The organism is Variovorax sp. GW821-FHT09B01 (assembly GCF_059418345.1).
Genome location: NZ_JBWKPQ010000002.1, coordinates 304474 through 321855, shown reverse-complemented (window position 1 = coordinate 321855; position 17382 = coordinate 304474). Strand labels below are relative to the sequence as shown.

Genomic DNA, 17382 nt, shown 5'->3' with positions numbered 1-17382 from the left:
AGCGTGTTTTTTCGTCCCCAGTTTTCAGCAATAGTTAAATGCGCGTAGGCATCACCTTGTCCGTGATCTTTGCCCCCAACGAGTCTTTCCGGACCGTCAAAAGAGGCGTGCGCGGCAAAGAAAAAGCCCCCGAGGCTCGCGAGAACCTCGGGGGCTTGTGACTGTCGCTTCGGCGTTCGAGAACGCCGAGGGCAGGATCACATGTTGTCGATCATCACCTGGCCGAAGCCCGAGCAGCTCACCTGCGTGGCACCGTCCATCAGGCGGGCGAAGTCATAGGTGACCTTCTTGCTGGCGATCGACTTTTCCATCGCGCTGATGATCAGGTCGGCGGCTTCCTTCCAGCCCATGTGGCGCAACATCATTTCGGCGGAGAGGATTTCGGAACCGGGGTTCACGTAGTCCTTGCCGGCGTACTTGGGCGCGGTGCCGTGGGTGGCTTCGAACATGGCGACGGTGTCGCTCAGATTCGCGCCCGGGGCGATGCCGATGCCACCGACCTGCGCGGCCAGCGCGTCGGACACGTAGTCGCCGTTGAGGTTGAGCGTGGCGATGACGCTGTACTCGGCGGGACGCAGCAGGATCTGCTGCAGGAACGCGTCGGCGATGCTGTCCTTGACGGTGATGTCCTTGCCGCTCTTCGGGCTCTTGAACTTCATCCACGGGCCGCCGTCGATGAGTTCCGCGCCGAATTCCTTCTGGGCCAGGGCGTAGCCCCAGTCACGGAAGCCACCTTCGGTGAACTTCATGATGTTGCCCTTGTGCACCAGCGTGACGCTCGACTTGTCGTTGTCGATCGCGTACTGCAGCGCCTTGCGCACCAGGCGCTCGGTGCCTTCCCTCGACACCGGCTTGACGCCGATGCCCGAGGTGTCGGGGAAACGGATCTTCTTGACGCCCATTTCCTCTTGCAGGAACTTGATGAGCTTCTTGGCCTTGTCGCTCTCGGCTTCGAACTCGATGCCGGCGTAGATGTCTTCCGAGTTCTCGCGGAAGATGACCATGTTGGTCTTGTGCGGCTCGCGCACCGGGCTGGGCACGCCTTCGAAGTACTGGATGGGGCGCAGGCAGACGTAGAGGTCGAGTTCCTGGCGCAGCGCGACGTTCAGCGAACGGATGCCGCCGCCGACGGGGGTGGTCAGCGGGCCCTTGATCGAAACGACGTAGTCGCGCACGGCGTGCAGCGTTTCTTCGGGGAGCCAGACATCGGGACCGTAGACCTTGGTCGACTTTTCGCCGGCATAGACTTCCATCCAGTGGATCTTCTTCTTGCCGCCGTAGGCCTTGGCCACCGCAGCATCCACCACCTTCAGCATCACGGGCGTGATGTCCAGTCCAGTGCCGTCGCCTTCGATGAAGGGAATGATCGGCTGGTCGGGCACATTGAGCGAGTTGTCGGCGTTGACCGTGATCTTCTGGCCTTCGGTCGGGACTTTGATGTGCTGGTAGCTGGACATGAGGGGAGGAAGACTCCGGAGTGGAAGTAATTCGGTGACGACTGTCTGCGAATTCAGACAGCGAGGGGGATTCGCTGTACAGCCCGCGAACAAATCGCTGTACATTTTAGACGCAACCCATCAGTGGGCGTTTGTCAACCTGCGGGCCGCCGGCCTCGTTAGTGCCTGACCTTCTGCTCGCCGGGAGGCGTTTCCAACCAATTCTCGATAGAGGAATCCATCAATGAGCAAACTTCTCGCAGTCATGATCGCTGGCCTGTTCGCAGCCGGCGCCTATGCCCAAAACCCGGCTGGCACCACCCCCGAGCAAGGGAACGCCAGCAACAGCAAGGCGCAGCAACGCGCTGAAGCCCGTAAGGACGCACGTCCCGCTGGCAAGGTGGCCGCTCCCGCTGGCGACATCGCCAAGACGCCCGAAGGCGGCGCCATCGGCACCGACAAGGCTGCTACCTCCGGCGAGAAGCGCGCTGAAACCCGCGACCAACGTCGTCGCAACAAGGACGGCAGCGTGAAGCGCAAGTCGACCCAAGGCGGCACGCCCAACTAAGGATTCGTCCTCTTGAAAGAAAGCGCTCCATCGGGGCGCTTTTTTTTCGCGCTCATTTTTTGCTCATTCTTCCGGGGCCCGCACTGTCAACCGCAACGAATGCTTTCCGTTGAACATGCACCTCCACAGGGAGGTGGTCCATATCTAACAATCTCAAAGGATTTGTCATGAAGAAGCTGTTCGCTGCCCTGGTCGCCGGTCTTGTCGCATTCGGTGCCTTTGCCCAACAACCCGAACCCGCCGCAGCAGCTCCCGCCGCTGCCGCCACCAAGGCCAAGGCACCGGCCAAGAAGCACGCCGCCGCCAAGAAGCACAAGGCTCGCAAGGTGGCCAAGGCCCACGTCGCCACCAAGAAGGCGTAAGCTAGCCGCCTTCACAGGCCATGCCCGCCAGGCCCGCTTCCGCGGGCTTTTTTCATGGGGCCGGGCACGGCCTTCTTTGTATGGAAGAGTCTGAAAGAACCCCGATGCTCCAGCGTTTTGCCGCCCTGTTGGCCTTCTCCGTCGCCGCTTCCGCCGCCCTGCTCGCTCCGGCCCACGCCCAGCAGGAACCCCAAACCAACCTCGCCCGCACCAAGCTGTCGATCGGCCTGTACACCATCGATGCGCAGATCGCCCAGGCGCCGGTCGAGCGCCAGGTCGGCCTGATGTTCCGCAAGGAGATGCCGCAGGCCGAAGGCATGATCTTCGTGTTCGAGCAGCCCGCCACCCAGTGCTTCTGGATGCGCAACACGCTGCTGCCGCTGACGGCCGCCTTCGTGGCCGAGGACGGCCGCATCGTCAACCTGGCCGACATGAAGCCGCAGACCGACGACTCACATTGCTCCGAGGAGCCCGTGAAGTACGTGCTCGAAATGAACCAGGGCTGGTTCAAGAAGAAGAACATCAAGAAGGGCGCGAAGATCACCGGCGAGCTGTTCGCCGCGGGCAAGCGCTGAGTCCCCTCGCAGGCCGCGCACCGCCGACCGATTTCGGTTGGCCCAACAAAAAGCCCCGCGTCGCGGGGCTTTTTCATGAAGGCACCGCGATGGTGCCCCTCGTCGATCTCAGCCGAAGTTCTTCTCGGCGAAGTCCCAGTTGACCAGCTTGGCCAGGAAGGTCTCGACGAACTTGGGACGCAGGTTGCGGTAGTCGATGTAGTAGGCGTGTTCCCAGACGTCGACCGTCAGCAGCGCCGTGTCGGCGGTCGTCAGCGGCGTGCCGGCGGCGCCGGTGTTCACGATGTCCACGCTGCCGTCGGGCCTCTTCACCAGCCAGGTCCAGCCCGAGCCGAAGTTGCCCACGGCCGACTTCACGAAGGCTTCCTTGAAGGCATCGAAGCTGCCCCACTTGGCGTCGATGGCCTTGGCCAGCGCGCCGCTCGGAGCGCCGCCGCCTTGCGGCTTCATGCAGTTCCAGAAGAAGGTGTGGTTCCAGATCTGGGCCGAGTTGTTGTAGATGCCGCCGCTGGACTTCTTGATGATCTCTTCGAGCGTGAGCGACTCGAACTCGGTGCCCTTCTGCAGGTTGTTGAGGTTCACCACATAGGCGTTGTGGTGCTTGCCGTAGTGGTACTCGAGGGTCTCCTTCGAGTACTCGGGTGCCAGCGCGTCGAGGGCGTACGGCAGGGGTGGGAGCACATGTTCCATGGTTTTTTCTCGTGGGTTGGTTGTGGGGAATCAATGATTCTAGAAAGGAATCGTGGCACTCACGTCGGACGTGTTCCCGTCGCGCCGCGTGACCCGACGGTCAGATCGACGGAGCCATCGGCCAGGCGGGCAACGACGGCATCGCCGGGTGCGAGCGCCTTCGCGCTGACCACGGCGCGCCCGTCGGCGTCGGTGATCCAGGCATAGCCGCGCTGCAGCACGAGCGCGGGATCGAGCAGGCGCAGCCGCAGCGCGACGCGTTCCAGGCGCTCGCGGCGCTGCACCAGCGCGCGCTCGAACTTCGCGGGGAAATCGCCGGCCAACGCCTGGGCCGCCTGCGATTGCCGCTGCGTCCTCGACAGCACCGCATAGTGCAGGCGCTGCGCATGGTGCGCGAGCCGCAACTGCTGACGCGCGACCAGCGACGAGGGACGGCCGAGCCGGCCCGCGGCCTGGTCGAGCCGCTGGCCCAGCACGTCGAGCCGCGCGCCGATGGCGTCGTCGAGCCGCTCCTCGAGCAAGGTCAGGGCATCGAGCCACAGCGCCTGCGGCGCGCTGACCAGTTCCGCCGCGGCAGTGGGCGTCGGCGCGCGCAGGTCGGCGCAGAAATCGGCGATGGTGAAGTCGGTCTCGTGGCCCACGCCGCTGATCAGCGGCACCGGGCTCTGCACGATGGTGCGTGCCAGGCTCTCGTCGTTGAAGGCCCAGAGGTCCTCGATCGATCCACCGCCGCGCACCAGCAGGATGACGTCGACCGCCGGTTGCATCGCGTAGAGCGATTGCAGCGCGCGCACCAGTTCGCCGGGTGCAGCGGCGCCCTGCACCGCCGCGGGCGCCACCGTCACGGGAATGTGGGGCACGCGCCGGCGCAACGCGGTCACCACGTCATGGAGCGCCGCGGCGCCCAGCGAGGTGACGACGCCGATCGCGCGCGGCATCACCGGCAGCGCGCGCTTGCGCGCCGGATCGAACAGGCCCTCGGCCTCGAGGCGCGCCTTGCGCTGCAGGAACTGCTCGAACAACGCGCCCTGCCCGGCCCGGCGCAGGCTCTCGACCACCAGTTGCAGATCGCCGCGCGGCTCGTAGACCGCGAGACGCCCGCGCACCTCGACCTGGTCGCCGTCGCGCGGCGAGAAATCGAGCAGGCCGGCCGCGCGGCGGAACATGGCGCAGCGCAGCTGGCCCGATTCGTCCTTGAGCGAGAAGTAACAATGTCCGCTCGCCGCGCGCGAGAAACCGGAGATTTCGCCGCGCACGGACACCGGATTGAAGCGGGCATCGAGCGCATCGGCGACCGCGCGGCACAACGCGCCGACGGCCCAGACGCGCGGTCCGGAAACCGGATTGGGGTCACGCAAGTTCACAAAACCGCCGAATCGTGATTTGGCACTCTTCCACAACGGGTGCCGTGGCTCGGGCGCCAGGGCCCTGGGGTCGGACAATTGCACGGTTTCTCGTGCAAGTTGTTGATTTCATTTAAAAAAGCGGTGCCCAAAATTCAATCGATCTAATGGAAAGCCCAGTTGGCGCGGCTCGCGGCAACTTGCGCAGCGGGTTAATCACAAAGTTATCCACAGAATCTGTGCGTCTTGGCCGACACGCAAACAAGCCGTGTGGCGATGGTGGGCTCAGTGGATAATCGCCGCGCATTGACAGCCTACGGGGCCGGAGGATTCCTTGTTTTCCATCATAGTTGCTGCAGGCTGGCCCATCTGGCCGCTGCTCGCTTGCTCGGTGATTGCACTCGCACTCGTTATAGAACGTTTCACAAGTCTCAAGACAGTGAAGGTGCTTCCGCCCAAGCTGCTCGACGAAACCATCACCGTGTCGCACAGCGCGGTACCCAGCCCCGATGTGGTGACCAAGCTGGAAAACAACTCGATGCTCGGCCAGGTGCTGGCCGCGGGCCTGCGGGCGCTGAACGCCAATCCGCGCTGCACCGAGGACGACCTGCGCGCCGCCATGGAAGCCTCGGGCCGCACGGTGGCGCACCGGCTGGAACGCTACCTGCCCGCCCTCGCCACCATCGCCTCGGCCGCCCCGCTGCTCGGACTGCTGGGCACGGTGATCGGCATGATCGAGATCTTCGGCTCGCAGTCGCCGACCAGCGGCGCGGTCGGCTCGGGCAACCCGGCGCAGCTCGCGCACGGCATCTCGATCGCGCTCTACAACACGGCCTTCGGCCTGATCGTCGCGATCCCGACCCTGATCTTCTGGCGCTACTTCCGCAGCCGCGTCGACGAGTACCTGCTGAACCTGGAACTCTCGGGCGAGCGCTTCGCGCGCCATCTCAACGCGATGCGCAAATGAGGGCGCTCCCCGCCTTCATGGCCGCCACCGGGAGCGCCCGGTGAGCCGCGGCCGCATGCAGTTTCGCCATGGCGCGCGCGACGAACCCGAGATCAACCTGATCCCGTTCATCGACGTGCTGCTGGTGGTGCTGATCTTCCTGATGCTGTCGACCACCTACAGCAAGTTCACCGAGATGCAGCTGCGGCTGCCGACGGCGGACGTGGACGCGCAGCGCGACTACCCCAAGGAAGTGATCGTCGGCGTGTCGGCCGACGGACGCTATTCGATCAACAAGACGCCCGTGCCCGACCGCAGCGTGGAGACCGTGGCGGCGGCGCTCGCCGCGGCCGCCACCGGCGGCAAGGACAGCGTGGTGATCATCAGCGCCGATGCCAGCAGCCCGCACCAGGCCGTGGTCACTGTGATGGAAGCGGCGCGGCGCGCAGGCCTGATGCAGATCACCTTCGCCGCCCAGTCGACGGCGCAAGCCGGGCACTGAGTTGCCGTCGCAGGGGCGCAACGGCACCCACGCCGACGCAACCGCCCCGCGGCTTCGGCGCGCCTGGTTGTCGCGCGGACCGCTGGCGATGTTGCTGTGGCCGCTGTCCCTGCTCTTTCGCACGCTGGTGGCACTGCGCGTGCTGCTTTATCGCCTCGGCTGGCTGAAGGCCGAACGCGTGCCGGTGCCGGTGGTGATCGTCGGCAACGTGATTGCTGGCGGCGCGGGCAAGACGCCGGTGGTAATGGCCGTGGTGCAGCATCTGCGTGCGCGCGGCTGGCAGGTAGGCGTGGTGTCGCGTGGCTACGGCCGGCATACCGAGGACTGCCGCGAAGTCCTGCCCGACAGCGATCCGCGCGAGGTCGGCGACGAGCCGGCACTGATCCGGCGCAGCACCGGCGCGCCAGTGTTCGTGGCGAGGCGTCGCGCCGAGGCCGCGCGCGCGTTGCTCGCCGCCCACCCCGCCACGCAGGTCGTCGTGAGCGACGACGGCCTGCAGCATCTGGCGCTGGCGCGCGATATCGAAATCTGCGTGTTCGACGACCGCGGCATCGGCAACGGCTGGCTGCTGCCGGCCGGCCCCTTGCGCGAACCCTGGCCGCGCGATTGCGACCTGGTGCTGCACAGCGGCGAGCACCCCGCATTCCCCGGCGGCTTCACCGCCACCCGTCAACTGGCGACCTACGCGATGGCCAGCGACGGCACCCGGACGCCACTGGCCTCGCTGGCTTCGCGCCCCATCACGGCACTGGCGGCGATCGCGCGGCCCGAAGCCTTCTTCGAGATGCTGCGCGCGCAAGGCATCGAACCCGAACGAACCATCGCCCTGCCCGATCACCACGATTTCGCCGACTGGCACAACGACGTGCCGGCCGGCCATCTGCTGCTCTGCACCGAGAAGGACGCGGTCAAGCTCTGGCGCAAGGAGCCTGGTGCGCTGGCCGTGCCGCTGCTGTTCGCGCCCTCCGAAGCCTTCCTTGCGGCGCTCGACGCAAAGCTATCATCGACCGATGGACACCAAGCTGCTTGAACTGCTCGTCTGCCCCGTCACCAAGGGCCCCCTGACCTGGAATCCGGAGAAGCAGGAACTCTGTTCGCGCAGTGCGCGCCTGGCCTATCCGGTGCGCGACGGCATTCCGGTGCTGCTCGAGAACGAGGCCCGCACCCTGTCCGACGACGAGCTCGGGCTGTGAGCTTCACGGTTCTGGTGCCGGCCCGGCTGGCGTCGACGCGGCTGCCCGACAAGCCGCTGGCCGACATCGCGGGCGTGCCGATGGTGGCGCGCGTGGCGCAGCGCGCGGCGCAGTCCGGCGCGGCGCGCGTGGTGGTGGCGGCGGACCATGCCTCGATCCTCGCGGCCTGCCAGACCCACGGGGTGGAGGCGATCCTCACCCGCCAGGACCATCCGAGCGGCAGCGACCGCCTCGCCGAAGCCTGCGAACAGCTCGGCCTCGACGGCGACGCGGTGGTGGTCAACGTGCAAGGCGACGAGCCGCTGATCGACCCGGCGCTGATCGACGCCGTGGCCGCGGCGCTGCTCGCGCGGCCCGATGCCGCCATGAGCACCGCGGTGCATGCGATCGATTCGGTGGCCGACTATCTCAATCCGAACGTCGTGAAGGCCGTGCTCGACGCGCAGGGCAATGCGCTCTATTTCAGCCGTGCGCCGATTCCCTGGTGGCGCGACGGTGCCGCGCCGGGCGTGCCGCCTGTGCAACTGCCTTCGCCCGCGCCACTGCGCCACATCGGCATCTACGGCTACCGCGCGGGTTTCGTGCGCCGGTTCCCCTCGCTGCCGCCCTCGCCGCTCGAAACCATCGAGGCGCTCGAGCAACTGCGCGCGCTGTGGCATGGGCATCGCATCGCGGTGCATGTAAGCGATGCGGCACCGGGACCGGGCGTGGACACGCCGGAAGACCTGGCGCGGGTGCGCGCACTGTTCGGCGCCGCGAACTGAGCGCTGGCCTAGCGGCGGCCGGCCGCTGCGATCAGTCACGCGGATGCCATCCAGGCCTGGAAGTTCCAGGCTTCGAACGGCAGTCCAATCTTCGTCCAACTTGCCCGATCCATCCACGAAGAGCCGGCTTCGGAGCGCAAGGAGTCTCGATCTTCTCTTTCGGGCCATCGCCATCGCAGGTGCCCGGCGAAATTGTTCACGGGGCCGCGTGCTATCCTCGACGCAACTCCGTCCGTGGCACTTTGTCTTCATCGAAGGGTGCCTGCGCGACGTGACACAAATCCAAGAACCCTCCGAGGACACCATGAGACTGATTTTGTTGGGCGCGCCCGGGGCGGGCAAAGGCACGCAGGCGGCCTTCATTTGCCAGAAGTACGGCATTCCGCAGATTTCCACCGGCGACATGCTGCGCGCTGCCGTCAAGGCCGGCACCCCGCTGGGCCTGCAGGCCAAGGCCGTGATGGATGCGGGTGCGCTGGTCAGCGACGACCTCATCATCAATCTAGTGAAGGAACGCATCGCCCAGCCCGACTGCGCCGAAGGCTTCCTGTTCGACGGCTTCCCGCGCACCATTCCGCAGGCCGACGCGATGAAGGCCGCGGGCGTCAAGCTCGACTACGTGCTCGAGATCGACGTGCCCTTCAGCGACATCATCGAACGCATGAGCGGCCGCCGTTCGCACCCGGCTTCGGGACGCACCTACCACATCAAGTTCAACCCGCCCAAGGTCGAAGGCAAGGACGACCTGACCGGCGAGGAACTGATTCAGCGCAAGGACGACGAGGAAGAGACCGTGCGCACGCGGCTCGACGTCTACAGCCAGCAGACCCGTCCGCTGGTCGACTACTACTCGGCCTGGGCCAAGACCGATCCGGCCGCCGCGCCGAAGTACCGCGCCATCCAGGGTGTGGGCACGGTCGAAGAGATCACGCAACGTGCACTGGCCGCACTGAGCAGCTGATCCTCGGCTCGAATCGCAAGCCGCGTGCGGGCCTCGAGGCCCGCACGCGGCTTTTTCTTTGGCATCCCGACTTCAGAGCAATTCGAGCGTCAGCGCGATGCGCGCCTTGACGGGCGTCAGCGCGCCCGCATCGCGCAGGCGGTCGCCCGGCTTGGGCAGGATGCGCCCTTGCGTGCAGCGGGTGGCGCGCAGCACCGCGATGCCGGCCTCCTGCGCCTCGAGCGCCGCTGCCTCGAGCGCATGGTGCAGCGTGCCGTTGCCGGTGGTCGCCAGCACGAGGCCGTGCAGAGGCGACGCCGCCGTGCCATCGGCACGCAGCGCATGGATCAACGCGCCGCTCGCGCCCGCGTGGCTCATCACGATCTCCACGCGCGGCCATGCGGCCTCGTCCTCGGGAAGACGGCCGAGGGCTACGCCTGCTTCCGAAGCCGGCCAGTCACGCATGCGCCGTACCTCGCCCTCCTCCACGTAGCCCACCGGCCCCGCGTCGCCCGCGTCGAAGGCATCGAGCCGATAGGTGTGCACCTTCTGCACGTCGAAGGCACCGAGCACCGTGCCCGCGCATACCGCGGTCACGCCCTGCGCGCCCGGTGTCGCGGCCACGGCGATCGCATCGCGCACGTTCTGCGGACCGTCGGGCGACAGCGCGGAGGCCGGGCGCATGGCGCAGGTCAGCACGATGGGCTTGCGCGGCGCCAGCACCGACTGGAGGAAGAAGGCGGTCTCCTCGAGCGTGTCGGTGCCATGGGTGACCACCACGCCGGCCACGTCGGGCTGCGCCAGCCAGTGGGCGCAGCGCAGCGCCAGCGCGCGCCAGATCGCGAAGGACATGTCCTTGCTGTCGACCTGCGCCACCTGCTCCGCCGCCAGCGTCACGCCAGCGGGCGCCTCGATGCCGCCGAGCAGGTCGGCCACGCCCACCTCGCCGGCGGTGTAGCCGATGTTGTCGCCACTGTTCGCCGCGCGGCCCGAGATGGTGCCGCCGGTGCCGAGCACCACCACGCACCGCGGATTCGAGAGGGATGAATTCACCATGGCTTGCCAACTTTGAAAAACTGGTTAAAAATACAGGTACTGGATGTTCAGCCAGTGCCGCAAGGAACCACCATGCAGTTCGCCGTGAAGCTTACCGCCCGCCAGCAGCAGATCCTCGATCTGATCCAGAGCGCCATTGCCCGTACCGGGGCGCCGCCCACTCGTGCCGAAATCGCGAGCGAGCTGGGCTTTCGCTCCGCCAATGCCGCCGAGGAGCATCTGCAGGCGCTGGCCCGCAAGGGCGTCATCGAACTCGTGAGCGGCACCTCGCGCGGCATCCGCCTGAAGGGCGATGCCCTGCGCTCGCTCGCCGAATCGCGCAACAGCCAGTTCTCTCTGTCGCTGCCCGGTATGGCGCAACTCGCGCTGCCGCTCATCGGCCGCGTCGCGGCCGGCTCGCCGATCCTCGCGCAAGAGCATGTCGACCAGACCTACTACGTCGAGAACACGCTGTTCCAGCGCCAGCCCGACTACCTGCTCAAGGTGCGTGGCATGTCGATGCGCGACGCCGGCATCATGGACGGCGACCTGCTCGCCGTGCAGGCCACCAAGGAAGCGCGCAACGGCCAGATCGTGGTGGCGCGCCTCGGCGACGAAGTGACCGTCAAGCGCCTCAAGCGCAACAAGCAGGTGATCGAGCTCCATGCCGAGAACCCCGACTACCCGACCATCGTGGTCCAACCCGGCGAGCCCTTCGAAATCGAAGGCCTCGCGGTCGGCCTGATCCGAAACACCATGCTGATGTAGGCCTGCCGAGCCGGCCCGGCGGTCTGCATCGCCGAGCCGTTTCGCGGATCCGCATCACGCATCCCCCATCCGGTCGCTGCAGGTGGCGGGCGTATGGCGCTTTGTCGCCATCACCCTGCTGCGCCCGATGACAACGAATCCTGCCTGTGTTCAACCTCAAACCTTCTTGGAGTTCACATGGGAATCGCCCTCCTCACCTTCGTCGATCTTTGGATGCCGCTGCAGTCGCTCGCGAGCCGCTGGTTGCCCGCCCGCCCCGCACACCGTCGCGATGACGACCTGTGCGCCAGCGAGCTGCGCTATGTGTCGGTACGGCCGTCGTGCACGGCACGCGGTGACAGCGGACATAACGCCGTCACGGCCGCAGCCGTCGCGCAGGCGCCTTCGCGTCCGCTGCGGGTGGTGCGCGTCGTCGACCGCCAGCAGGGCGGCGCGCGCAACAGCAACCGCGTCGTGATTTCGGGCCGGATGGCGGATGTGTGCGCCGAGCTCGACCGCCTCGCTGCGCTCGAGGCACTCGAAGCCGCCGCCGTGGCGCCCCGCCCCGTGCACCTGCACTGAGAGCATCGGCCCAGCGTTTCACGCAGTCGCTCGATCACGTGAACGCGCAAGGTCTAGGCTCAGGGGTGTGAAGAAACCATAGCAGCCGGTTTGTTCAACCCTGTCGGGAAGGCAGTGCCGACCTCGCCCCTTTGCCCGCCTTTGCCCCTGCTTCTCCTGCCTTTGCCCCCGTTTTCACCTCTTTCGGGGCCCAGGGGCCGTATCCAAACGTTCAACGGCGCGCCGATTCCATGCTGCGAGGCACAATGGCATGCCATGAATATTGTGATCCTCGACGATTACCAGGATGCGGTGCGCAAGCTGCACTGTGCTTCGAAGCTCGATGCCTACGCAGCCAAGGTCTACACCAACACCGTCAAGGGCATCGGTCAACTCTCGGTGCGACTCAAGGACGCCGATGTGATCGTCCTGATCCGCGAGCGTAGCCAGATCTCGCGCCAGCTGATCGAGAAACTCCCCAAGCTCAAGCTGATCTCGCAGACGGGCCGCGTCAGCAGCCACATCGACGTGGCCGCCTGCACCGAGCGTGGCGTGGCGGTGGCCGAGGGCTCGGGTTCGCCGCAGGCCCCGGCCGAACTGACCTGGGCGCTGATCATGTCGGCGATGCGCCGGCTGCCCCAGTACATCAGCAACCTCAAGCACGGCGCCTGGCAACAGTCGGGACTCAAGTCGGCCTCGATGCCGCCCAATTTCGGGCTCGGCTCGGTGCTCAAGGGCAAGACGCTCTGCGTCTGGGGCTACGGCCGCATCGGCCAGCTCGTGGCGCGCTATGGCCAGGCCTTCGGTATGCAGGTCGTGATCTGGGGCCGCGAGGCGAGCTGCGCCAAGGCGCGCTCCGATGGCTTCCAGGTGGCGCAGAGCCGCCAGGAGTTCTTCGCGATGGCCGATGTGCTGTCCGTGCACCTGCGGCTCAACGACGAAACCACCGGCCTGATCACGCTCGAGGACCTCTCGCGCATGAAGCCGACCTCGCTGTTCGTCAACACCTCGCGCGCCGAGCTGGTCGAGCCCGATGCGCTGCTCGCCGCGCTCAACCGCGGCCGCCCCGGCCTGGCGGCGATCGACGTGTTCGAGAGCGAACCGCCGTTGCAGGGCCATGCGCTGCTGCGCCTCGAGAACTGCATCTGCACGCCGCACATCGGCTACGTGGAGCAGGAGAGCTACGAGATGTACTTCGGCCAGGCTTTCGACAACGTCGTGAGCTTCATCAAGGGCAACCCCACCAACATCGTCAACCCCGGCGCGTTGCAGGTCCGGCGGTGAAGCCGTGAGCCAGCCAGCGCCACGGGGCGCACTCTGGGCGCTGCTCGCTGGCAACTTCGTGATCGGCACCGGGGTGATGGTGGTGCCGGGCACGCTCAATGAAATCAGTGTTTCGCTCGAGGTCAGTGCCGCCACCGCGGGGCAGTTGATCACAGCCGCGGCCTTCGTCACCTGCCTCGGCGCACCGTTGCTCGCGGCCGCGGTGGCCGGCTGGGACCGGCGTCGGCTGCTGGCCCTCACGATGCTCTGGTACGCGGCCTGGCACGCGGTGTCGGTCTTCATGCCGAGCTTCGGCGCCCTGCTGCCCGTGCGCATGCTCGCGGTGATCGCGCCGGCCATCTTCACGCCCCAGGCCGCCGCCTGCGCCGGCATGCTGGTGCCGCCCGAGCAGCGCGGGCGTGCGGTCACCTTCGTCTTCCTCGGCTGGTCGATGGCCTCGGTGCTGGGCCTGCCCATCGGCGCGCTGATCGGCGGCCATTTCGGCTGGCGCGCGGCCTTCCTCGCGATCTCGGCGCTCAGCGTCGTGAGCGCGGTCTCGGTATGGCTCACGCTGCCCGGCGGCATCCGGCCGGCGGCGCTCACGGCCGCGGCCTGGGCGCGCGTGCTGCGCAGCCCGGTGCTGATGGGCATCGTGTCGATCACCGCACTGCAGGGCGCGGGCCAGTTCGTGCTGTTCAGCTACTTCGGCCCGATCCTCAAGCAGCGCTTCGGCGCCGACGCCACGGCGCTGAGCCTGATGTGGGGCTGGTTCGGCGTCTGCGGCCTGCTGGGCAACATGGTCGTGAGCCGCATCATCGACCGCGCGGGTGCCGGTCGCATGGTGCTCGCGACCACGGGCCTGATCGCATTGAGCCTGGCACTCTGGCCGCTGGCGGACAGCCTGTTCTGGATCGCGGTGGTGGTCTCGCCCTGGGGCCTGGGCTGCTTCTCGACCAACTCGGCCCAGCAGGCACGACTGGTGGGCTTGGCGCCCGCGCTGGCGCCGGGCTCGGTGGCGCTCAACAGCTCGGGCATCTACATCGGCCAGGCCTTCGGCGCCGCGCTCGGCGGCTGGCTGCTCGCGCGCGACGCCATGCACTGGATGAGCTGGGTCGGGCTCGCGCTGCTGCTGGTCGCCATCGTGCTCAGCGTGAGCATCGACCGCAGTCGCCGGCCAGCCTGAACGGCGCGGCGAAACCCCGTCGCGCCGGCGCCCGCATGCCTCCCCGAGAAACACCGGGGAAACCCTTCTCCCGCCAGACTGCAAAATCGCTGCTGCAGCGGCCGGCGTGCGCGCACGCGCCAGCGGCCCGCCAGATACCTCTCAACCTTTGAAAAACCCCAGCCACACATGACAGTGAACTACACCCGGATCGGCGTCGTCGGCGCCGGTGCCATGGGGCGCGGCATCGCCCAGATCGCGGCCCAGGCCGGCAGCGAGGTACTGCTGCTCGACAGCTTCGAGGGCGCCGCGGCGCGCGGGCGCGAAGCCATCGTCGCCCAATGGAACAAGCTGCACGAGAAAGGCCGCATCGACGAGGCCACGCGCGACGCCCAGATCGCGCGCGTACGGATCGCCGAGTCGGCGCAGGCACTGGCCGGCTGCGACCTCGTGATCGAGGCCGTGGTCGAGAACCTCGAGGTCAAGCACAAGCTGTTCGCCGAGCTCGAAGCCATCGTCGCGCCCGGCGCCACGCTGGCCACCAACACTTCCTCGCTCTCCGTGACCGCGATCGCGGCCGGCCTCAAGCACCCCGAACGCTTCGCGGGCTTCCACTTCTTCAACCCGGTGCCGCTGATGAAGGTGGTCGAGGTGGTGGCCGGCTTCAAGACCGCGCCCGAGGTCTGCAGCCGGCTCGCGGGCTATGCCACGCAGATGGGCCATAGCGCGGTGCAGGCGCAGGACACGCCCGGCTTCATCGTCAACCACGCCGGCCGCGGCTACGGCACCGAGGCGCTGCGCATCGTGGGCGAAGGCGTGGCCGACTTCGTGACCGTCGACCGCATCCTGCGCGAGCAGGCGGGCTTCCGCCTCGGCCCCTTCGAGCTGCTCGACCTGACCGCGCTCGACGTCTCGCACCCGGTGATGGAATCGATCTACCGCCAGTACTACGACGAGCCGCGCTACCGCCCGAGCGTGATCACCGCGCAGCGCCTCGCGGCCGGCGCGCTGGGCCGCAAGACCGGCGAAGGTTTCTACCGCTACGAGGACGGCGCGATGCAGCAGACCCCTGAGGCACCGGCGCCGAAGCTCGATACGCTGCCCGCCGTGTGGGTCTCGCCGCGCGCCGCGCGCCGCGCCGAACTGCTGCGCCTGGTCAACACGCTGGGCGCCCAGATCGACAGTGGCGCCTCCGCCGCGCCGCAATCGCTGATCCTGGTCGCGCCGCTGGGCTTCGACGTCACCACGGTCGCGGCCGTCGATCGCCTCGATGCCACGCGCACCGTCGGCATCGACATGCTGATCGACGACGCCGCCAGCAAGCGCCGCGTGCTCGCCACCAACCCAGCCACCCGGCGCGACATGCGCGACGCCGCGCATGCCCTCTTCGCGCGCGACGGCAAGGCCGTGAGCGTGATCCGCGACAGCGGCGGCTTCGTCACGCAGCGCGTGATCGGCACCATCGTCAACATCGCGGCCGACATGTGCCAGCAGCGCGTGTGCACGCCGGGCGACCTCGAGACCGCGGTGCAGCTCGGCCTCGGCTATCCGCGCGGCCCGCTGGCCATGGGCAACCTCTACGGACCGACCAACATGCTCGAGGTGCTGTTCAACATGCAGACCGTCTACGGCGATCCGCGCTATCGCCCGAGCCCGTGGCTGCGCCGCCGCGGCGCGCTGGGCCTGAGCCTGCTGCACGAGGAAGAGTGAGCCGCGACATGACCGCCGAACTCAAGAGCACGAGCGAAGGTCGCACCATGGTGCTGACGATCGCCAACCCCAGCCAGCGCAATGCGCTCGGTCCCGAGATCTATGCCGCCGGCATCGAGGCGCTCAACGGCGCCGAGAACAGCAGCGAGATCCGCAGCGTGGTCATCGTGGGCGAAGGCCCGTGGTTCTGCGCCGGCGGTTCGCTGCAGCGGCTGCAGGCCAACCGGCAGCGCGAGCGCTCGGTGCAGGCCGAGAGCATCGAGGGGCTGCACAACTGGATCGATTCGATCCGCACCTTTCCGAAGCCGGTGATCGCGGCCGTCGAGGGGCCGGCCGCGGGCGCGGGCTTCTCGCTCGCGCTGGCCTGCGACTTCGTGGTGGCCGCGCGCGACGCGGTGTTCGCCGCCTCGTACAGCAACGTCGCGCTGTCGCCCGACGGCGGACTGAGCTGGCATCTCGCGCAGATGCTGCCGCGCCAGCTCGCGAGCGAATGGCTGATGAACGGCGAACGCATCGGCGCCGAGCGCCTGCATGCGCTGGGCCTCGTGAACACGCTGAGCGATCCGGGCCAGGCACTGGCCGGTGCGCTCGCGCTGGCCGCCAAGCTCAACGAACGTGCGCCCAACTCGCTCGCGAGCATCAAGGAACTGCTGAGCGAGGGCCGCGGTGCCACGCTATCGTCGCAGCTGAGCCAGGAACGCGACCACTTCGTGCGCAACCTGCACCACGCCAATGCCGGCATCGGCATCGCCGCCTTCCTCGAGAAGAAGAAGCCCCAGTACGAGTGAGTACGCGTGACGGGCGGCGGCGCCTCGCGTCGCTCCCGTGACAACCCTACGCCTTTCAGTCGCCGACAGGACAGACCATGGACGACCCCATTCTTACCATCGAAGAACGTGAAGCGATCAACAGTGGTCGCTGGTTCTCTTCCCTCTCCCCTTCGCTCAGGCACGACATCCTCCGATGCGCATTCGTCAGACGGTACAAGGACGGCGACCTGATCGCCGCGCGCGGCGATCCGCCCGAGCACTGGATCGCCTGTGCCAGGGGCGCGGTGCGCGTGAGCTCCACGGCCGTCTCGGGCAAGCAGGTGACGCTGACCTACGTGGAGCCGGGCATCTGGTTCGGCGACGTGGCGATGTTCGACGGGGACCGGCGCACGCACGATGCCTATGCGCATGGCGACAGCACCATCCTGTGCGTGGCGCGCGCCGACTTCCAGAAGATCCTGGCCGCGCACGTCGAGCTCTACGAGGCGCTGATGCGCCTGCAGGCACGGCGCATCCGCACGCTGTTCGGGCTGGTGGAAGACCTCAACACATTGCCGCTGCGCGCGCGGCTCGCCAAGCAGCTCATCCACCTGGTGCGCAGCTACGGCGTGCCCAACCTGGACGACGGCAGCCAGATGCGCATCGGCCTGCAGCTGGCGCAGGAAGAACTCGCGCAGCTGCTGGGCGCCTCGCGCCAGCGCGTGAATCAGGAACTCAAGACCATGGAACGCGAGGACATCATCCGCATCGAGCCGGCCGGACTGGTGGTGCTCGATCGCGCGGCACTGATGCGCGTCTCGGAATCGGATCGATAG

At 67.4% G+C, this 17382-nt stretch carries 20 protein-coding genes; 16 read left to right on the top strand and 4 right to left on the bottom strand.

The features are described 5' to 3' along the window. Nucleotides 1–197: 197 nt before the first annotated feature. Entirely contained in the window at nt 198–1457 is a 1260-nt protein-coding gene (gene icd, locus AC07RV_RS08685) for an NADP-dependent isocitrate dehydrogenase (protein WP_093342214.1), read from the bottom strand. Nucleotides 1458–1680: 223 nt separating this feature from the next. Between icd and AC07RV_RS08680 the strand changes: the two genes are divergently transcribed. From AC07RV_RS08680 to AC07RV_RS08670, 3 genes are all read left to right on the top strand, one after another. Beyond that, nucleotides 1681–2004 (top strand): hypothetical protein, encoded by a 324-nt coding sequence (locus AC07RV_RS08680; RefSeq protein ID WP_057594841.1) that lies wholly within the window; start codon nt 1681–1683, stop codon nt 2002–2004. A 167-nt stretch (nt 2005–2171) separates the two neighbouring features. Continuing rightward, complete coding sequence (locus tag AC07RV_RS08675) at nt 2172–2366, top strand: hypothetical protein (protein ID WP_093342215.1); 195 nt, start codon at nt 2172–2174, stop codon at nt 2364–2366. 104 nt (nt 2367–2470) lie between these two features. Beyond that, nucleotides 2471–2941, top strand: coding sequence for a DUF192 domain-containing protein (locus tag AC07RV_RS08670; RefSeq protein ID WP_093342217.1), 471 nt, complete (start codon nt 2471–2473; stop codon nt 2939–2941). A gap of 108 nt (nt 2942–3049) precedes the next feature. Here the strand turns inward: AC07RV_RS08670 and AC07RV_RS08665 are convergent, their stop codons facing one another. Both AC07RV_RS08665 and xseA read right to left on the bottom strand, forming a co-directional pair. Further along, nucleotides 3050–3631: a superoxide dismutase gene (locus AC07RV_RS08665; RefSeq protein ID WP_492713616.1), complete on the bottom strand. Its 582-nt coding sequence runs from the start codon at nt 3629–3631 to the stop codon at nt 3050–3052. A 59-nt stretch (nt 3632–3690) separates the two neighbouring features. Continuing rightward, a complete protein-coding gene (gene xseA / locus AC07RV_RS08660; protein WP_093342220.1) occupies nt 3691–4995 on the bottom strand; it encodes an exodeoxyribonuclease VII large subunit in 1305 nt (434 codons plus the stop codon). 313 nt (nt 4996–5308) lie between these two features. Between xseA and AC07RV_RS08655 the strand changes: the two genes are divergently transcribed. The 6 genes from AC07RV_RS08655 to adk all read left to right on the top strand — a co-directional run bounded on the left by AC07RV_RS08655 (nt 5309) and on the right by adk (nt 9340). Beyond that, entirely contained in the window at nt 5309–5941 is a 633-nt protein-coding gene (locus tag AC07RV_RS08655; protein ID WP_296784605.1) for a MotA/TolQ/ExbB proton channel family protein, read from the top strand. A 55-nt stretch (nt 5942–5996) separates the two neighbouring features. Further along, entirely contained in the window at nt 5997–6422 is a 426-nt protein-coding gene (locus AC07RV_RS08650) for an ExbD/TolR family protein (RefSeq protein ID WP_296784646.1), read from the top strand. Nucleotides 6423–6510: 88 nt separating this feature from the next. Further along, entirely contained in the window at nt 6511–7452 is a 942-nt protein-coding gene (gene lpxK, locus AC07RV_RS08645; protein ID WP_296784608.1) for a tetraacyldisaccharide 4'-kinase, read from the top strand. Further along, a complete protein-coding gene (locus AC07RV_RS08640; protein WP_057596378.1) occupies nt 7433–7615 on the top strand; it encodes a Trm112 family protein in 183 nt (60 codons plus the stop codon). Before lpxK ends, AC07RV_RS08640 begins: the two co-directional genes overlap by 20 nt. Beyond that, the gene (gene kdsB, locus AC07RV_RS08635) at nt 7612–8379 is read left to right on the top strand and encodes a 3-deoxy-manno-octulosonate cytidylyltransferase (protein ID WP_296784609.1); all 768 of its coding nucleotides are present in this window, start codon (nt 7612–7614) and stop codon (nt 8377–8379) included. Before AC07RV_RS08640 ends, kdsB begins: the two co-directional genes overlap by 4 nt. A gap of 304 nt (nt 8380–8683) precedes the next feature. Next, nucleotides 8684–9340, top strand: a complete 657-nt coding sequence (gene adk, locus AC07RV_RS08630; RefSeq protein WP_296784611.1) for an adenylate kinase — start codon at nt 8684–8686, stop codon at nt 9338–9340. A gap of 72 nt (nt 9341–9412) precedes the next feature. Here the strand turns inward: adk and AC07RV_RS08625 are convergent, their stop codons facing one another. Continuing rightward, entirely contained in the window at nt 9413–10375 is a 963-nt protein-coding gene (locus tag AC07RV_RS08625) for an asparaginase (protein WP_296784615.1), read from the bottom strand. 72 nt (nt 10376–10447) lie between these two features. Here AC07RV_RS08625 and lexA point away from each other — a divergent pair, with 72 nt between their 5' ends. The 7 genes from lexA (at nt 10448) to AC07RV_RS08590 (ending at nt 17382) form a co-directional block, all read left to right on the top strand. Further along, the gene (gene lexA / locus AC07RV_RS08620) at nt 10448–11122 is read left to right on the top strand and encodes a transcriptional repressor LexA (protein WP_057596370.1); all 675 of its coding nucleotides are present in this window, start codon (nt 10448–10450) and stop codon (nt 11120–11122) included. A gap of 177 nt (nt 11123–11299) precedes the next feature. Next, on the top strand, nt 11300–11683 hold the full coding sequence (locus AC07RV_RS08615) for a hypothetical protein (RefSeq protein WP_296784620.1): 384 nt from the start codon (nt 11300–11302) through the stop codon (nt 11681–11683). A gap of 255 nt (nt 11684–11938) precedes the next feature. Then, the gene (locus AC07RV_RS08610) at nt 11939–12946 is read left to right on the top strand and encodes a D-2-hydroxyacid dehydrogenase family protein (RefSeq protein ID WP_093342231.1); all 1008 of its coding nucleotides are present in this window, start codon (nt 11939–11941) and stop codon (nt 12944–12946) included. Nucleotides 12947–12950: 4 nt separating this feature from the next. Then, nucleotides 12951–14108: an MFS transporter gene (locus AC07RV_RS08605; RefSeq protein ID WP_296784624.1), complete on the top strand. Its 1158-nt coding sequence runs from the start codon at nt 12951–12953 to the stop codon at nt 14106–14108. Nucleotides 14109–14276: 168 nt separating this feature from the next. After that, the gene (locus AC07RV_RS08600) at nt 14277–15797 is read left to right on the top strand and encodes a 3-hydroxyacyl-CoA dehydrogenase (protein WP_296784627.1); all 1521 of its coding nucleotides are present in this window, start codon (nt 14277–14279) and stop codon (nt 15795–15797) included. A gap of 8 nt (nt 15798–15805) precedes the next feature. After that, entirely contained in the window at nt 15806–16585 is a 780-nt protein-coding gene (locus AC07RV_RS08595; protein ID WP_057596382.1) for an oxepin-CoA hydrolase, alternative type, read from the top strand. Between the two features lie 77 nt (nt 16586–16662). Continuing rightward, the gene (locus AC07RV_RS08590; RefSeq protein ID WP_093342235.1) at nt 16663–17382 is read left to right on the top strand and encodes a Crp/Fnr family transcriptional regulator; all 720 of its coding nucleotides are present in this window, start codon (nt 16663–16665) and stop codon (nt 17380–17382) included.

What these genes read in the sequence shown, in the direction of transcription:
- icd (WP_093342214.1), bottom strand. Translation starts at nt 1,457, where the DNA reads ATGTCCAGCTACCAGCACATCAAAGTCCCGACCGAAGGCCAGAAGATC.
- AC07RV_RS08680 (WP_057594841.1), top strand. Translation starts at nt 1,681, where the DNA reads ATGAGCAAACTTCTCGCAGTCATGATCGCTGGCCTGTTCGCAGCCGGC.
- AC07RV_RS08675 (WP_093342215.1), top strand. Translation starts at nt 2,172, where the DNA reads ATGAAGAAGCTGTTCGCTGCCCTGGTCGCCGGTCTTGTCGCATTCGGT.
- AC07RV_RS08670 (WP_093342217.1), top strand. Translation starts at nt 2,471, where the DNA reads ATGCTCCAGCGTTTTGCCGCCCTGTTGGCCTTCTCCGTCGCCGCTTCC.
- AC07RV_RS08665 (WP_492713616.1), bottom strand. Translation starts at nt 3,631, where the DNA reads ATGGAACATGTGCTCCCACCCCTGCCGTACGCCCTCGACGCGCTGGCA.
- AC07RV_RS08650 (WP_296784646.1), top strand. Translation starts at nt 5,997, where the DNA reads ATGCAGTTTCGCCATGGCGCGCGCGACGAACCCGAGATCAACCTGATC.
- lpxK (WP_296784608.1), top strand. Translation starts at nt 6,511, where the DNA reads ATGTTGCTGTGGCCGCTGTCCCTGCTCTTTCGCACGCTGGTGGCACTG.
- AC07RV_RS08640 (WP_057596378.1), top strand. Translation starts at nt 7,433, where the DNA reads ATGGACACCAAGCTGCTTGAACTGCTCGTCTGCCCCGTCACCAAGGGC.
- adk (WP_296784611.1), top strand. Translation starts at nt 8,684, where the DNA reads ATGAGACTGATTTTGTTGGGCGCGCCCGGGGCGGGCAAAGGCACGCAG.
- AC07RV_RS08625 (WP_296784615.1), bottom strand. Translation starts at nt 10,375, where the DNA reads ATGGTGAATTCATCCCTCTCGAATCCGCGGTGCGTGGTGGTGCTCGGC.
- lexA (WP_057596370.1), top strand. Translation starts at nt 10,448, where the DNA reads ATGCAGTTCGCCGTGAAGCTTACCGCCCGCCAGCAGCAGATCCTCGAT.
- AC07RV_RS08615 (WP_296784620.1), top strand. Translation starts at nt 11,300, where the DNA reads ATGGGAATCGCCCTCCTCACCTTCGTCGATCTTTGGATGCCGCTGCAG.
- AC07RV_RS08610 (WP_093342231.1), top strand. Translation starts at nt 11,939, where the DNA reads ATGAATATTGTGATCCTCGACGATTACCAGGATGCGGTGCGCAAGCTG.
- AC07RV_RS08600 (WP_296784627.1), top strand. Translation starts at nt 14,277, where the DNA reads ATGACAGTGAACTACACCCGGATCGGCGTCGTCGGCGCCGGTGCCATG.
- AC07RV_RS08595 (WP_057596382.1), top strand. Translation starts at nt 15,806, where the DNA reads ATGACCGCCGAACTCAAGAGCACGAGCGAAGGTCGCACCATGGTGCTG.
- AC07RV_RS08590 (WP_093342235.1), top strand. Translation starts at nt 16,663, where the DNA reads ATGGACGACCCCATTCTTACCATCGAAGAACGTGAAGCGATCAACAGT.